This window comes from Paenibacillus thailandensis (assembly GCF_042685365.1).
GTDB lineage: Bacteria > Bacillota > Bacilli > Paenibacillales > Paenibacillaceae > Paenibacillus_AP > Paenibacillus_AP thailandensis.
This window is the reverse complement of the sequence record NZ_JBHUMY010000007.1, coordinates 129,980-147,065: the sequence shown is the minus strand read 5'-3', so window position 1 is coordinate 147,065 and position 17,086 is coordinate 129,980. Positions and strand designations below refer to the sequence as shown.

The 17,086-nt window shown below is 53.1% G+C and carries 10 protein-coding genes; 7 read left to right on the top strand and 3 right to left on the bottom strand.

Annotated features, from left to right (window positions below):
• Position 1 precedes the first annotated feature (1 nt).
• The 3 genes from ACFSW5_RS08395 (at position 2) to hisJ (ending at position 3,505) form a co-directional block, all read left to right on the top strand.
• The gene (locus ACFSW5_RS08395; protein WP_379271382.1) at positions 2-1,183 is read left to right on the top strand and encodes an efflux RND transporter periplasmic adaptor subunit; all 1,182 of its coding nucleotides are present in this window, start codon (positions 2-4) and stop codon (positions 1,181-1,183) included.
• 143 nt (positions 1,184-1,326) lie between these two features.
• Entirely contained in the window at positions 1,327-2,550 is a 1,224-nt protein-coding gene (locus ACFSW5_RS08390) for an MFS transporter (RefSeq protein WP_379271380.1), read from the top strand.
• Between the two features lie 97 nt (positions 2,551-2,647).
• Positions 2,648-3,505, top strand: a complete 858-nt coding sequence (gene hisJ / locus ACFSW5_RS08385) for a histidinol-phosphatase HisJ (RefSeq protein WP_379271377.1) — start codon at positions 2,648-2,650, stop codon at positions 3,503-3,505.
• Here the strand turns inward: hisJ and ACFSW5_RS08380 are convergent.
• The 3 genes from ACFSW5_RS08380 to ACFSW5_RS08370 are packed head-to-tail and all read right to left on the bottom strand — an operon-like array spanning position 3,502 to position 6,126.
• Positions 3,502-4,347, bottom strand: a complete 846-nt coding sequence (locus ACFSW5_RS08380) for an ABC transporter permease (RefSeq protein WP_379271375.1) — start codon at positions 4,345-4,347, stop codon at positions 3,502-3,504. The genes hisJ and ACFSW5_RS08380 overlap by 4 nt on opposite strands.
• The gene (locus tag ACFSW5_RS08375; RefSeq protein WP_379271372.1) at positions 4,331-5,134 is read right to left on the bottom strand and encodes an ABC transporter permease; all 804 of its coding nucleotides are present in this window, start codon (positions 5,132-5,134) and stop codon (positions 4,331-4,333) included. The genes ACFSW5_RS08380 and ACFSW5_RS08375 overlap by 17 nt, the downstream gene beginning before the upstream one ends.
• Entirely contained in the window at positions 5,131-6,126 is a 996-nt protein-coding gene (locus ACFSW5_RS08370) for an ABC transporter ATP-binding protein (protein WP_379271370.1), read from the bottom strand. The genes ACFSW5_RS08375 and ACFSW5_RS08370 overlap by 4 nt, the downstream gene beginning before the upstream one ends.
• A gap of 377 nt (positions 6,127-6,503) precedes the next feature.
• Here ACFSW5_RS08370 and ACFSW5_RS08365 point away from each other — a divergent pair, with 377 nt between their 5' ends.
• From ACFSW5_RS08365 to ACFSW5_RS08350, 4 genes are all read left to right on the top strand, one after another.
• On the top strand, positions 6,504-7,622 hold the full coding sequence (locus ACFSW5_RS08365) for an EamA family transporter (protein WP_379271368.1): 1,119 nt from the start codon (positions 6,504-6,506) through the stop codon (positions 7,620-7,622).
• 6 nt (positions 7,623-7,628) lie between these two features.
• The gene (gene wsfD / locus ACFSW5_RS08360; protein WP_379271366.1) at positions 7,629-9,086 is read left to right on the top strand and encodes a glycan biosynthesis hexose transferase WsfD; all 1,458 of its coding nucleotides are present in this window, start codon (positions 7,629-7,631) and stop codon (positions 9,084-9,086) included.
• 313 nt (positions 9,087-9,399) lie between these two features.
• On the top strand, positions 9,400-10,623 hold the full coding sequence (locus ACFSW5_RS08355) for an S-layer homology domain-containing protein (RefSeq protein WP_379271364.1): 1,224 nt from the start codon (positions 9,400-9,402) through the stop codon (positions 10,621-10,623).
• Complete coding sequence (locus ACFSW5_RS08350; RefSeq protein WP_379271362.1) at positions 10,611-17,048, top strand: hypothetical protein; 6,438 nt, start codon at positions 10,611-10,613, stop codon at positions 17,046-17,048. Before ACFSW5_RS08355 ends, ACFSW5_RS08350 begins: the two co-directional genes overlap by 13 nt.
• The last annotated feature ends 38 nt before the right edge of the window (positions 17,049-17,086 follow it).

The following is a 17,086-nucleotide window of genomic DNA, read 5'->3' as shown; positions in this document are numbered from 1 at the left end:
AATGAAACGGAATGCGTTAAAAGGTGCCGTTCTGATTGCCGCCGCCGCGGTAGCCCTTGCGGGCTGCTCCGCGTCGGCGGGAACGACCGCCGACATCGCGGCGGTGCAAGGACAGGTGAAAGTACAAACGGTGGAGAAGCAAAGCATGGGCGACCCGCGCGAGCAGGTCGCGACGGTAAGCGCGGCCGTAGACTTGAACGTTGTCGCGAAAGCGGGCGGGGACGTCGTGCAGGTCGTCAAGCATAACGGGGAGCGCGTGAAGCAGGGCGAAGTCATTCTCCGGCTTGAATCGGATACGGCCGTCATGAGCGTGGAAACCGCTCAAGCGGCGTTATCCAGCGCCGAACAAACGCTTGAGGCTACAAGAGAAAACAACAAGGCAAGCCGGATGCAGCTTGTCAATTCGGTCACGCAGCTTGAAGACGCGTATAAAGAGGCTGTCGCCTCGGGCGATCAAACCACGATCGACAACGCCAAAAGAAGCCTGGATACGGCCAAGCAGCAGCTGTCGGCCTTCGACAGCACCAATTCGCTTGCGCAGCTGGAAGCGCAGGTCGTTTCGGCTCGGACCAGCCTGGAGCAAGCGCAAACCGCGCTCGACAATTACAGCGTTACCGCTCCGGCCGACGGCATTCTGACCGGCGTTACGGCGCAGGTCGGCCAGACGTTGTCGGCAGGCTCCCCGGTCGGAACGCTGCAAAACATCGATCAGGTGAAAATTACGGCGGACCTGAGCGAAGAATATGCGGAGCTTGCCCGCAACAAAAAAGAAATCGTTTATTACGCCTCGGGCGATTCGACGAAAAAGAAAAAAGCCCAGGTCGTTTATCTTGCGGAGCTGCCGGACGCGACGACGAAGATGTACACGCTGGAGCTGGCCGCGGACAACAAGGACGGCAGCTTGAAGCCGGGCGACAGGGTACAGGTTCAGTTAACGACGGAGCAAGAGGAAGTGAAGATTGCCGTTCCTTCCCTTAGCATCGTCCGCGAAGGCAGCCAGACGTTCGTCTTCGTGCTGAACGGCTCGACGGCCGAGAAACGGGAAGTGCAGCTGGGCCGCATTAACGGCGCGTATCAGGAAATATTGGGCGGCTTGAAGGAAGGCGAGCAAATTATCGTCTCGGGTCAGCATTCGCTGACCGACGGCCAGCAGGTTGAGGTTGCCAAGGCTGCCGCCGAGTAGCCGCGAGTCCTTCCGATTAACGGTTAACCTCCGGTTCATATCGTAAAAATCATCTTCAAATGTTACAATATACGGCATCTTCTTGTCGGAGTAGAATAAAGGCATCAGATTCTACTACGATTCGACAAGAAGGTGCCGTATTTATGTCTTTGCCTGTTCCGCTTATGTTGAAGAAAGCGGCAGTCCCGCCCGAGAAGCGGCTTGGCCGCGACGTGAAGCTGCTTCTGGCGATGCATGCGCTGTATCAGCTGGGCAGCTCCATGGCGGGAGTATTTCTCAATTTATACCTTTGGCGGCTTACGCAAAGCGTATGGGTCAACGGCATGTACACGCTGTTGTCCGTGACGGCGGGAGTAGCCGGTTTTGCGCTCTCGGGCTGGCTGGGCAAACGAAAGCATTCGCTGCTGCCGTATCGGCTGGGCGTATTTTTAAGCGCGTTATTCTACTTAATCGTCATTGCGCTGCAGGAGAACGTCGTTGTTTATTACCCGATCGTGGCGCTTGTGGCGGGGCTGATCGGCGGCACTTATTGGGTCGGTTTTCTCGTTTTGTCCTACGACGTGACGACGGAGCATAACCGGCTTGGTTTTTTTGGCATTAACACCGTCACCTTCACCTTCGCCGGACTGGTCGGCCCGGCGCTGGCCGGCTGGATGATCAGCCGTTCGGAAGGGCTGGCCGGCTATATGATTACGTTTGCGGTCGCTTTTTTTACGTTTGCCGCTAGCGTATGCGTAACTTTGGCCATGAAGGGAAAAGCCGCGTCGCATAAGGGGTATTTTCTGATGAGCGTTCCCCGTCTGCTTCGTACGAAGCCGGAATGGACGCGGTCGCTTTACGGTTTTCTCGTGCTTGGGCTGTTTCAGGGCGTGATGCTGTTTCTGCCGAATATTTTGCTGTATCAGGCTACCGGCAGGGAGGACAGCGTAGGTTATTTGACGATATTGCTGTCTGTAACGGGGATGCTTTCCGGAATGATACAAGCCCGGATCGGCCGTCCCGAGCTGAACAAAGCGTACGCGTTCATGGCGGCGGGAGGACTGCTGCTCGGCAGTATGCTGCTTGTGATGGACGTCAATCTCGTTACCGTGCTAATATTTCTTGTATTAAACAGCTTTGTGGCGCCGTGGCAGTCGAACAGCTTGTCCACGTATCACTACAAGACGATCGCGCAGCTGCCGCTGCGCGGACAGCTTCGCGTCGAATCGATGGTTGTGCGCGAGCTGTTCTTATCGATCGGCCGGGCAGTGTCGATTCTGCTGCTGATCGGATCGGCGGACAATTTGAGCGGCTACGTGCTGGGTGTTGTCATGATCGGGCTTGCGCTGACGCAGTTTGTGCTGCCGTATTGCTTCGGCCGCGAGTGATATTGACGGCCGCGGAAGCCGGCACCAAGCGTGCGGGGCGGGAAGAGCGCCGGCCGTTCGCAGCGATCTAAACCTATGAATCGAGGAGGGATGGGCTATGACCAGTCAACCCATCGTCCGCAGGGACGGACATACGCATACCCACTTTTGTTATCACGGGTCGGGCGACCATGCGGAGCTTTATGTCAACAGAGCCGCCGAGCTCGGCTTCGGGACGTACAGCTTGACGGAGCATCCGCCGCTTCCGGAGGAGCTGACTTCCCGCATTCCGAACGGACAGGCTTTGATTGACGAGCTGGCCATGCCGATGGAGCGGCTTGACGATTACCTTCGCATGGCGGAAGAGCTGAAAACGAAATACAGCGATCGGATCAAGCTGCTTGTCGGTCTGGAGGTCGATTATATTCCCGGTATGGAGGCATGGACGAAGGAGCTGCTGGACCGCTGCGGTTCGCGGCTGGAGGACGGCGTGCTGTCGGTCCATTTCTTGCCGGGCCGCGGCGGCTGGCGCTGCGTCGATTATACCGCGGACGATTTCAAGGAAGGATTAGTCGATTATTACGGCAGCGTCGAGCGGGTCTACCAAGCGTATTACGAAGCGGTGGAGCAAAGCATCGAGGCCGACCTCGGCCCGTACAAGCCGAAGCGGCTCGGCCATCTGACGCTTATCCACAAGTATAAAGACGCCGTGACGCCGGCCGATCCCGATTGCTGCAACGACGCCATCCTCCGTATTTTGGACAAGGCGCAGGCCAAAGGGATGGAGCTCGACGTCAATCTGGCCGGTTTGTTCCAGCCGTTATGCAAAGAGGTGTATCCGCCGGAATGGATATTGCGGGAGGCGGTCAAACGCGGCATTCCGCTTGTGTACGGCTCCGACTCCCACAGTCCGGCGCATGTCGGCCGCGGATACGACGTTTTCGAGCGGCTAATGGCCAAAGTTCAGGCGGATTAACTTCGCAGCCCGATCCGGTTTCCGGACGTGTACCGGCGCAAGCCTAGATGGAAGACGGATATGCCGGCGATGCAGAGCAAGGCGGCCATACCCGCCGCGCCGGCCAAAAAAGTCCAATCGGTCTCCTTCAGCAGGCCGATCGGCATAAAGCTGATGAACCCCGCGGGGATGACGGTGAACAGGACGATTTTGCCAAAGCCGCGGAAGATGCCTGTCGGATAAGTGGCGAACGTCAGCAGGGCGTTGATCAGCTGGATGTTCAGACCTTCCGAATTGCCGATCCAGAAGGCGAGACTTCCGCTTATAACCGAAAAGAAAATAAAAATAAGCGTGGACAGCACAAGCGAAAGCGCGAACTTGACGATGCCGAGAATCGATAAATCGCCAAAAGCGGCAAAAACAAGCAAAGCGAACAAAAAGTCGCCGATCGCGCTGACGGACATGCGGCTGATCAGCACGTGGAGCAGCACCGGCTTCGGTTGAGCCAGATAGACGTCCAGCTGCCCTGTCGCAATCAGGTTGGCGAGGCGGGTCGCATTGCCGAACAAGGACAACATCAGTCCGAAGCCGCCGGCGGCGACCGCCCACAGCATCGCCACGTCCCTCAGCTCCCAGCCGTTCAGAACGGGAAATCGCTGAAAATACATGCCCCAAAAAACAATCCAAACGATGTTGTTGATCATCATGGTGCCGACCGACAGCGAGAAGCTGAGCCGAAATTCCATGGCGCCCGCCAGATTCAGCTTCCAGCTTTGCCAGACGAACCGGACCAGCCTGCGTGCCCGGCCCGGCTCGCCTTGCTCGCTGATCGGCAGGCGTTCGATTTTATCCGCCGTTTGCATTGAGCTTTGCCACCCCTCTCCTGTACATGGCCCATACGGCCAGCCCGATTACGAACACCCATGCCCATTGCGTCGCCAGCATGCGGGCCAGATCGCCGGGATCGAAGGCGACGGCCGTTTTGGCCGGAAAGTAGACGATCGTCTGGAACGGCAGCCACCGGCTTGCCTGCTGCAGAGCCTCCGGGAACAGCTCCAGCGGCATCAGCATGGCGCCGACGGTGAACAGGATTTTGTTGTACACGAATTCCAGACCGCGCGTCTCTTCCACCCAGAAGGCGGTTAAAGCGACCAGCATGCTCAGCATAAAATGAACCGTAAAGCCGCCGACGGCCATCAGCGGAAGCCAGGCGAGCCCGGGCCCGATGTCCGGAGGGCCGACCAGGAGCAGCCCGATTGCCGTCCCGAGCAGCAGATTAACGACAAAGCGGACGGCCGCTTCGCTTATATATTCCGTGTAATGGAATCCGATAAAGCTTACCGGACGGATCAGCTTAAAAGCGACGTCGCCGCTTTTGACCTCTTCTTCGATTTTGACGCACAGGCTTGGGGAGGCGAGCACGATCGATTCCGTCACGATGAGATACCACAACATTTGGCGAAAGGTGTAGCCGGCTATGGAAGCCGTTCCTTCGCCGCGGTACGTCGTTTGCCACAGCTGCATGAAGATGTAGAGGATCAGGAGCAAAAAAAGCGAGCGGGTCAAAAAATCGGCCATATAAGCGAGCTGGTTGCGGATGGAGATTTTGCCGATAAATACGTACTTGGACGGCTTCGTCAGAACGTTCATCCGGCGGCCTCCTTCCGGCATTGCCCGTAAATGCGGGTGATGACATCCTCCATCGGCGGATCCTGCGCGGTCATGTCGACGATGCGGTGGCGGGTCATAACGGCGGCCAGAACCGTCTCGATCGCGGTCGTTTCGGTGTCGACGCTAAGCGTCAGCCGTGCGCCTTCCTTCGCCGTCACTTCGACGCCTTCCAGCTCCAGCGTGCCCGGATCTTCTTCGAGCGCAAGCTGTACCGTTTTATGGGTCAAAAACTGCCGTTTCATCTCCTCCACGCGCCCGTCGAACGCAAGGCTTCCGTTGTTAATGACGATTGCCCGGTCGCATAGCTTCTCCACGTCTCCGGGGTCGTGCGACGTCAGGAAGACGGTCGTGCCCTCCTCCTTGTTCAGCTCGACGATCAGCTCGCGGATGCGCTGCTTGACGACGACATCGAGGCCGATCGTCGGCTCGTCGAGAAACAGCGCCTGCGGCCGGTGAAGCAGCGAAGCGGCGATCTCGCAGCGCATTCTTTCGCCGAGCGACAGCTTGCGCACCGGCGTATGCAAATACGGGCCAAGCTCGAACCGGTCGATCAGATCGTCCCGCCTTCGCTTGTACGCGTCGCGCCTCAGCTCGTAAATGCGGCTCATCAGCTCGAACGTATCGGCCGGAGGCAGATGGTACCACAGCTGCGATTTTTGTCCGAACACCGATCCGATGCGGTAAGCGAGCTTCGTCCGTTCGGCCCACGGACAACAGCCGAGCACCTCGGCGCGGCCGGAGGTCGGATGGAGGATGCCGGTCAGCATTTTGATCGTCGTCGATTTGCCGGCGCCGTTAGGGCCGAGGAAGGCGACGGTTTCGCCTTGGCGGACGGAGAACGTAATGCCTTCGACCGCCTTTTTGTCCGTCCATTGCGGCTTGACGAGCGCCTTCAGGCTGCCGCGAAAGCCTTCCTGCTTCGTTTTGACGCGAAACGATTTTTCCAGCCGTTCCACTCGTATGGATTCCATTCCTAGACCTCCTTCGATCTTTTCCGCCGGAAGCCAAAAAAGACCTTCGGTCAAGCTGCGCCCGATTGCAGGCGGAACTTTCCGAAGGTCTTTTATCCCTCACGGTGTTGCGCGGACTTGACTTAAGCCCGAGCCGGCTTCGCTTGGTTCGCCACATCCTCGTTGGAGTCGGATCCCTAGAAGCCCTTCCGGTTTTTATTTCCACATATTAACACGGTGTGTCAGGTGTGGCAATCCCTTTTTCAATAAATATTTACCTGATTTTGTATTGCAAACCGGCGGAGCTGCTGACTATGATTGAAAAGACGGTCCTTAACAGCGGCTTCATACGTCATCGAGTTTAGCATGAAAAACGAAAGTGGGGTCAGGCACCTTTGATGTGGATAGGGTTCGCCGTGTTGGCGGCGGTTTGTTTCGGGTTGAGAGGGATTCTTTATCACGCGGCTAGCAAGCTTCCGCTCAGCCGCACCGTGCTGCTGTGCGGCACGTTTACGATGGGGGCGATTGTCAGCCTGGCGGCTGCAGTCCTATCGGGCCAGACATGGACGTTGTCCGCGCTGGTCGGCATTCAGATGGGGTTGTTCTCGTTTATTGCGAACGCCAGCATGTTCAAGGGCTTTGAAGTAGGCAAAGCGTCGCTGGTGGCGATTATTACCGCGCTTCCGCCGGTTTTGGTCGTCGTGCTGGCTTATTTGTTTTGGAATGAATCTTTGAACGGCTACCAGCTTGCGGCGTTTGTCGTTATTGTGGCCGGCATTCTGCTGATCCGGTACTCGAACGACTTGGCGGCAGGCAACTGGCAGGGCGCGCAGTGGGCGCTGCTTGCGCTGCTTATGTTTGCCGGCAACGACTTGTCCGGTTCCTGGTCGACGAAGCTGGGCGCTCCGCTTTTTCCGACATTATTTTATATGTTTGCGGCAGGGGCCGTTTGTTTTGCGCTCTGGTGGGCAAAGGATATAAGGAATGAGGCGGCGTCGGCGTCCCAAGCCCAAGCCCGGATCGCGGCACGCGAGACGGATGGGTCGGGCGCAGAGAGCTTCGACGCGAGGGGGGAAGCCGGGGAGGCATCCGGACTGCGAAGCGGGGAGCAAGCCGGTGCGGCAAGCCGCGAGTACGACGCGTGTGCGGTGCCGCTTGCCGCGGCTTCGGATGCCGTGCGCGAAGCGGAGTCGAACACCGATGCACCGGGTAAGGCACGCGAGACGGATGCGTCGGTCGAGGTTCGCGAGAGCCTCGGCGGGAGGCCGTGGACCGCAAGGCGCACGTTTGGAGCGGGCATGCTGGTCGGCCTGACGAATGCAGCCGGCATGATGCTGATCGTTACCGCGTTCGGCTACGGCAAGGCCGGGCTGGTGTCGGCGGTCACGGCGCTTAATGTGCTCATTGTGCTGCTATATACGCGTTTCGTGGTGAAGGAGAGGTTCACAAGGCTGGAGATCGCCGGAATGGCGGGCGCTTTTTGCGGTATTGTTCTGCTGCGTTTATTAGGAGGTTAGAACGGAATGAGCAGGATGAAAAATACGAACAATCGGCGAATAACGAATAAGCTTCGTAAGCCGACTCGAATGGAATGGTTATTCGTTGCGGCGGCCTTTGTCGTGCTGTTCGTTACGCTTATGCTGCCGCCCGTTATCGGCGTGGCGGACAACGGGGATTTCGTGCGCCTGATGTCCGGCGCCGGCATCGGTTATTTGGACCCGAAGGAAAGCTACCGGGACCGTTATTTCGGCTATGCGCATACGGAGTATGGCTACGGGCCCTTTCAGCTTGGCCGATACGTTTCCCTTCAGGTTCTTCTCGTGCTGCTTGCGGGCGGCATCGGAAGGCTGATCGACAGCAGCGTATTCGATATTCGCGTATTGTCCGCGATTTATTCGCTTCTTTTTTTGGCGGCGCTGTATTTGATCGTCAAGCATTACAAGCAGCAGTCGGCTTTCGTGAATGCCGTACTGTTCGCGGTGCTGGCCTTCATATTCTTGGACGTCGGTTACATCGCTTATTTCAACTCCTTTTTCGGGGAGCCTGTCACGCTTATTTTCATGCTGATGACGTTTGGCGCGGCTGCGGCTATTGTCCGTTCGGACAAGCCGTCCGGTTGGCTTCTTGTTCTTTTCTTCGCGGCGGGGGCGTTCGTGGCTTGCACGAAGCTGCAAAATGCGCCGATCGGGCTGCTCATCATGCTGCTCGGTTTGCGGTTAGGTCTTGTCCGCAGCGACCGGAAATGGCGAAGGGGCGCGTGGTGCGGCGTGGCGGCGCTGCTGCTGGCGTCGGTCGTAATGTACGCGGCTGCCCCGCAAGGGTTTAAGCATATTAATCTGTATCAGTCGATCTTTTTCGGCATCTTGAAGGATTCGCCGCATCCGGAGCGGGATTTGGAGGAGCTTGGCTTACCGGCCAAATTTATCGTCAATGCGGGCACGAACTATTTTCAGAAGGACGCGCCGATCAAGCAGAACGATCCGGAGATTGCGGCGTATCTCGACCGAATGAGCCATAAGGACGTCGTGCTCTATTACTTGAAGCATCCCGGCAGGTTCGTTCAGAAAATGGAGCAGGGCGCCAAAAACGGCATGATGATCCGGCCCTATTATCTGGGCAATTTCGACAAAACCGAGGGCAAGCCGTACGGCGCGTTGTCCATGAAATATAGCGGCTGGAGCGAGTTCAAGCGGACGGTGCTGCCGAGCAATCTCCTGTTTTTGTCGCTCTTTTATTTGGCGTATTTCGCGGTGCTGGCGGCAGAGTATGTCCGGAGCCGGGAGCGGCGGGGAAGGCTGTTTATCGAGCTTTTTGCGGCGATCGGGCTGATCGGGCTCTGTGCGTTTGCCGTTCCGCTTGTCGGAGACGGGGAAGCCGACCTCGGCAAGCATTTGTTTCTGTTTAACGTTTGCTTCGACATGATGGCGGCGGCAACGGTCGTGTATATCGCGGCCAAAGCGGTGAAGGTTGTGCGGCGATAGGGAACGGGCGTAAGCCGTGGCTGAGTTAAGCTATTTTCAAGCATCGAGGCGAAAACTCGTTAATCAGCTGCGGCTTCCGTTGCCGCGAGCTTTTTGTCGGCATATGTTCTCTAGTTCCTATTTCCTGCCCGACAACGATATTTTGGAAAATTAGAGGTCTGGCAGACTATGAATCTGTCGAAATTTGGTTGACAGATTTTCATTTTGTAGATTAATATGGTAATAATTATGTGGCGAAGCGAAGCACGCTGAAATCCTTAAGGGTTTTTTGCGTGCTTTTTTACTTTAACGATAGACAAAGGGGTTGGCTGATATGAAAAAAGGATTGCGGTTGCGGAACTTGGTTGCGGGGGCATTGACGGTAAGTTTCCTGTTGGCGGCGGGCGGAGGGATACCGTCGAGTCCTGTGCAAGCCGCATCGGAGAAAGCAACGTTCAAAGATACGATTCCGGCATGGGCGAAAAGCTCGGTTGAAACAGCCGTTCAAGCGGGCATCCTTAGCGGTTATCCGGACGGAACGTTTAAACCGAACAATCCGATTACGCGGGCGGAGCTGCTGAAGGTGATGGCTCTTACGTTTGATTTGAAAGTGAATACGGCGACAAGCGGCGCATGGTATTTGCCATATAAACAAGCGCTTATGGATGCGAAAATCTATATGGCGAACGATTACACGGGCGACATCAATAAGTCAGTTACACGTAATGAAATGGCGAAGCTTGCGATCCGCGGGGCAAAAGCGGAGTACAGAGGGAAATTCATGACAGCCGCGGAGCTCATGTTTAGAGCTGTGAATGCAGGATTGCTGGGGCGCACCGGTACCAACGCGGACACGATCGACACCGCCGGCACAACGACACGCGCCCAAGCGGCGGTGCTTATCACTCGTCTGCTTCAACTGCAAAACGGCGGGACGCTGCCGGTTGACAAAGGCGCTTCCTCGGCGGCCGAGATCGCTTGGCATCGCCATAACATGATTACGATGTTCAATCAGAATGACTTGGTTCCGCTGCCTTATACAAAGAATATCGACTCTACCTATGATGTGGTTATCGAGCAGCTGATTATACTTGATCCCGGCGATTCAACTGGTTACTACAGCGAATATACAAATCAAGTAAATAATTGGGAGCTTTCGGGTAAAAAAGTTTCTGCAAATGATGGCTATCTCTTCGCTTATAAATTAAAAGGAGTAAGTAAGGTCGCTGATAGCACAAAGGCAAAATATATTAGAAGCTCTTTTTATATGTTAAATGAAGGCCCTTCTGCTGGTTTTTATATCCCAAGAAAGTACGTATATGATAACTCACTAACTGATAAAAAAGGTCTATATCAAAACAATGCTACTTTCCGATTAAACAAAGTCGGTGCATCAGGATACGATTTTTATTATTCTTTCGTAGATAAAGACTTTATCCAATCCCAAATTCAAACTTATGGAGCATTGCCTATTCATCTCGAAAAGTACGCCAAACAAATGGATAAAACGACTCAATTCTACTTAACTGAGGTGAAAGATCGACAATGGATAAAATAAATAAATATAAGCACTTTATTGCAAGTTTGCTCATTATGATGATAGGCGTAAGCATATTTCCGCTTACGCCTTTCTCATATGCTGCTGAGAGTACCACAAGAACAGTAACAATAGATAATGCCTTATCTGAGCGATTTAGTTCATCCTCAACTAAATCGGTCGTTAAGAATGTCAGCTCATATATACCGGACGGCTACCAAGTAAAAACTTATGAAATCATAAAAAAGGCTTCTGATGGGAACGGCGGACTAAAAGACGTCAACCAGGGACAGTATGGAGGAAGCATTTACAATAATGTCATTTCTATTCCATCATTTAACGGAGTTGAAGTCGAAGTAAAAAATATCGGGTATACATCTGAAATGTACTTTGGTGTCGTTAGAACGCACAACGGTAAACAATGGCAGATCACATCAGGCAAAACCGGAATCGTTTATACGATCTCCCCCCCGATAGGTGATGAATGTTGGTCTGGAGGCATTGCTGTATGTCCAGGAAAGTTGACAACAGATATTAACGGAAGAACCTTGCCAAGTGACATTAAAGATTCTAACGGCTGGGGAGTTATGATAAGTGATGGATTTAGTGGGCCGACGAAATACTATTACAAAAATGAAACCAACGCCATTACACTTTCACAATTAAAATCTAATTCAGTAAAAATTGATGAAGCAACACCGAGTAATTCCGATTACGTAAAAGTCGATTTTAGTGTACAAAATAATGAAGCCGATCTTACAGCTTATGTAAATATGAGCTATGAAAATACTGGTTACCAACCTGAATCATACGGTTCAAATTACGGGACTGTGTTCAAATATAATGTATCGACAAGAACAAACTGGTCAGCAAAAACCTACTTATATGAAGCCAAAATCGTCCTTACCCTTGAACTAATTCCTCCAACGGACGAACCTTATGTGACTTGCGATTGCCAAGCTAATCCTTCTACGGCAGAGTTTAATGGGACAGATATTCAAGTAACAAGCACTTTGTCCGCGACAGTAAGAGGCAATCTATCCCGTACCGTCAAGAATTGGACCATCTACGGCCGTGCCGGCGACGGCAGCCAGCTTACGACGAAAACAAGCTATGGTACAGGCCAAAGTAGTATCAGTACGACCTTCAATTTTAAGATCAGCAAAGACAAAATGGCTACAGCGGATACATACACGGAAACGTGGGTCATGCGGGCAAGGGTCTACTTTACAGACGGCACGACAGCCGAACAAGCGATAGAGTGTACAACCACGGTCGTGCGACCGGGAGTTGCAACGCCTACCCCTACCCCAGATCCGGGAGCCACGCCGGAGCCGAAGCCGGAACCAACGCCTGAACCGATCCCGCCGGTTATTGCGGATATCGCCTTTGTGCCGGATTGGATTGTCGCCGGTTATACGTCTTCACTAGAAAACTATTCAGAAAATTATGATAATTATGAATGGACCTTCTCCGAAAACTTGTCCGAAGTCATACCCGATGACGACAAAAGGCAGTTTAAAAATGTACAGTTTGACGAACCAGGAGTCTATCGGGCGACTTTGCGCGTATGGAATGACGAAGGCGACGAAGATACGGCCTCGGCTGTCCTAGAGGTTGTTGATCCGAAACCTGTAGCAGTCGTAACAGGGCCAACCCGAGTAGTTCAAGGCCGGGAATTTTCGTCTCCTCACCATCTGAACAACTCGTATACGCCGCTTGAATCATACGGCGAGTCGATTGACTTCTCGAGATCGGAATACCGATACAAAAAAGCCGATGACACCGATTATACGACAGGCTGGCCGAGCAAAGCGCCGGAAGAGCTGGGATGGTACAGCATTGAGGGCAAAGTTTACGACACAACCGGCCGCGTCAGCGATTGGGGAACGCTGCAGATGGAGGTTGTTCCCGATCAGGCGCCGACCGTACAGTTGGCTGCTCCGGAGTTTGCATACCGGAACAGCGAACAGACCGTTTTCGTAACCGGAGCCAGTCCGGACGGCGACCAGCTTGTGCAGCTTATCGTTCAAGAGCGTTACGATGATGATGACGACGGCAATTTTGAGGAGGAAGAATGGGTTAATATTTACACCGGCGAATATAAATCGACGCTTTCCGTTACCTATACCACGGTCGGCAGCCGGGAGTACCGTGCTCAGGTGAAAGAAGATTACGGCCTAGTATCCGAGTGGTCCGATTCCGTTGGAATAGAGATTCTAAACTATGCGCCGGAAGTCGACTTCGATGCTTACGGTTTAACGACACAGCCGGGCGAAAACAGCTTGCCGCCAACAGTCGCGTTGTCGCCAGCCTCGATCTTCCGCTCTTGGCAGCTCAAAACGCCGTATACGGGCGGTGACGCAAAGAAAATCGCATGGAAAACGGACGATACGTATTTAAGCACCAAGAACGCGCAATATCCGGATTTTAATGTCGACTATCCGAATACCGGATTGGGACCGAACTCGCGTTCGGCGTTCGACTTGGCCGATGATCTTTATGCGGCGCAGCCGTGGAAAGCAGATGCTTCCGAAACGATCCATCAGCAAATTTTTGGCGTTAATCGCATATACACCTATGCTCGATCGGATTCAAGCACAACGGTAAACGAACGGAATTCGATAACCGGTAATATTTTGCGGACCTTTATGATTCCGGGTAGCGTTCGAATGATTGATGCAAAGGAACAATTTTATGTACCCGTTGAAGATAAGGCAGCACGTAAGCTCACCTATTCCGTTTATAACAATACTGGGCAGCTTATCGATACGTTCGTGATCCCCTATGGATCAGCGATTGCCTCAAACGTTACGTCTATAGAAACACTTATGCGAGGCTATAAGTTTACAAACGATAATACGATTCTTAATCTAACCCTACAGTATGAATATAAGGGGGATTATGCACTATACCAAATACGATATAATTTAGCAACCAAGTCTGTTTTATGGGAAGTTCCACTTTCTAATAGTCCGGTTGATACAAGCGACTTCTCATTCCAAAATGTGAAGATCACCGAGGGTACAGACGGAACTCTATACATCTCATACAGACGCGAAGACCAGGACAATATTTATAACAGTTCAAGCTCAGTCGTCTGGATAACACCGAACGGACTAAAACAGGATGTATCGTTAAGTAACGCTGATGGTGCGTCCTATCCGGTTGTTTCTGATGATGGCCAGTTGCTCTATGTCAGCACCATGGGTCTGACCCGAAATGGACGATATCATTATCTATATGTCATTCGTATGTCGGATGGTATGACCGTTAAAACCCAAACTCTAGGGGAAACTGAAGGCTCTGATCCTTGGGATGATTATATGGTGGATCAAGTCATTAACCCTATCGTTCTACCGAATGGAAACGTTCGTTCTGTAAATCTATTCGACCGGAACGGTAACTTGATTACGGACTATAATGATTCTAGCTACCATGTGCCAAATTTTCAGGATTTGCTTGGCAAAGTGTTTGCTGATAGCAGCGGACGGCAAGTTACACCGCGATCTGCTTATGACTCAACTTCCGGTGAATTAAGGACTTTCGTGCAAATTTTTGATGGCAGCTCGCTCGTCAAAAGCTACACCAATCCATATGCCAATGTAAGAGGATATACGCAGGAAACTGCACCGCCGGTTTGGGGGTTTGACTATTATCAAGGAGACGCGTCCAGCATTCTGCCGGACGGATCGATTTATATTTTTGCATGGAACATGGTGGTGCCTTATGTGCCAGCAGGCCAGCGAGGGGATTATCCGAAACCCGTTGACGATGATACGGTGGAAATCATTAACGACAATTGGGGCGGCTTGTGGTTCGATCCGAACACGGTCATGACCAATGGTGCTATTTCGTTCAACGTGCGGATCGATGACAGCACAATGAATAAGCAGCCAATCGGCGCGGCTGTTCAAATCCGCGACGAGAAAAACATGTACACCGTCGAATGGACCGACACGACGTTAACGCTGTATAAGGTCTCCGGAGGCGCGAAGACGGCGCTGCGCTCCACACCGCTAGATCGGCTTGCAGGCACGACGTACGCCTTTAAGCTGGAAGCCATCAATGGAACAATTCGCGTATATGTAAACAATCTAAAAAAGCTGGAAGCCTACGACAGCACCTTTACGAAAGGCTCCCTTGGCTTAATGGCAATCGGGCAAACGAAAGCCCGATTCTCTAATGTCGTGCTGACGAATTACGGCGATACCTACATCGAAGAAACGGCGCAAACGGTACTCGTCAATGAACAAATAAAGTATGACGCTATTTTCTCGGATATCGAATCCGATCCAAAATACGCGGAGAAATGGACATACAATCACGATCCGAATTACTTTGCGAATCCAGAAGGCACTAGCCAATATGATGACCAAACGTATAGCGATCCGCTATCCCGCTTAGAAAAACCGGGATTATACAACATTACGTATCAAGCGCAAGATAATCCTGGCATGGAAGCTTATCGCATGTGGTCCGAACCGGTGACGAAGGAGCTGTACGTCCACCGCCGTCCAATCGCAAAGCCGGATGTGCAATTTACTGGAATTGTTTATGCGGAAGGCGAAGCACTTGATTATGATACTTACGATGCTTCGTACGATCCGGACGTACCGGATTATCTGGCCAAACGGAAATTCCGTTACCGCTGGGCAGATCAATCGGATTGGACAAACGGAAAACGGCTGCTCTACAATCGGCCGGGCGTGGAGCTGATCATTCAGGAACAAGTCCGGGACTTACATGGCGCTTGGTCGTATTGGGCCGAGACGCGCGTGTACAAGAATGCGCTGCCGCCAGTGAACCAAACGAAACCGGTTATGACCATTACCGTTCCAAACGGTTCGCAGTCAGCTCCTTCGGTTTATATCGCCGATCCGACGATTAAATGGACGTATTACGATGCGGAGAATGACCCGCAAGAGCAATTTTATCTAAAGTTTACTTACGTCGATACAGGCGAGAGGATTATGGAAGTGACTTATCCGGGGAATGACACTTCATTCATTCTGGAGGAAGGGACGGTCGAGCTTGGCCGCAAGGTTCGCGTACAGGGCCGCGTCTTCTCGAAGGGCGTTTGGTCGGATGATAGCAATATTACCTATTTTGTACTCAATACGCCTCCGGCTACGAAGCTGCTTACGATGAATGGCCCGGATTGGGATCATCCGATCTACACGAACAGCAAGACGCCAATCTTAAAGGTTCAAGTAACGGATGGAGAAAACCAAACGCCAAAGTATATCGATTATGAAGTGTTCTACTCAACAGGCGAGCAAGACATCGATACGAATACTGCGACCGGATCGACGGCGTACACGCCGGCGCCGCTGCGGGAAGGGCTGCATATTTGGCGCGCGAGAGCAAATGACGGCATGATATGGGGCGGCTATTCGGAGAACGGTTACTTCTTTGTCGACAGCGTGAAGCCGCGGGATACGGAGGAAAAGCTCGATATCAAGCCGACTTCGGTGACCGTTACGTTCAATCCGTTTACAGACCCGGCGCCGTCTTCCGGCCATGCTTCGAGGGGCCTTTATATGCAAAAGGTGAATGCGGACGGGTCGATAACGAATATCGATCTGAACGGCAACGGCACCGCGGAATACAGCGTTGAGCTTCCGAAGGGTGCGACTTCGTACACCGTCAACGGTCTTGAAAGCGGCGGCCGATACCGCTTGATGGTGACGGACTACGACGTGGCCGGCAACGAAGGACTTTACGAATATATTTATTTCACTACGAACCGTCCGCCGACAGCGGATTTCGATTGGACTCCGAAGCCGGTTTACGAAGGCGATACGGTTCAATTCGTCACCAAAGCCGGCGATCCGGACGGCGACTTGCTCACCGCTATATACAAGCTGACGAGTCCGAGCGGAGCGGTCCAAACATTTTCTTATTCGCTTGCCTCCCCATATCTGTCAGACGGACCGTCGGTCAGGATGGAGGAAGCGGGGGCCTGGAAAATGAAGCTTTCCGTCTCCGACAGGCTTGCGACGGACGAGATCGAAAAAACGATTACCGTCCTCCCGCTTGCGGTAGCCGGAGTTGTCAAACATACGGAGCTGTGGGAGCGGCATCGGAAAGATTACAACGTAAAGGAAAGCGGCGATGAATCGTCGCCGCGGTCCGCGTCCACGTTCTGGGCGGGCGAGAAGTTTGTATTGGAAGCGGACACGACGCTCACCGGAACGGATACAGCCGCCGAACGGGTGGAGGTCCGGATGAGCGAGTACGAAACGGAGCTGGAGCCGTCGGCGCCGGGATCGACGACATGGGAAGGCGAATTGTGGGACGAATCCTTCAGCGAATTGAAAGAAGGGCCGTACGACTTTATTTTTACGGCTTATTACAACAACGGGGTACGCAAGGAAACGGTCGTGACGATTAACATCTCCGGCACGACGGATGAGCTCCTCGGCGTGCATCGCTTGCATTAAACGAACAAAACCCGGGACCGCTCTTTCATGAAAGAGCG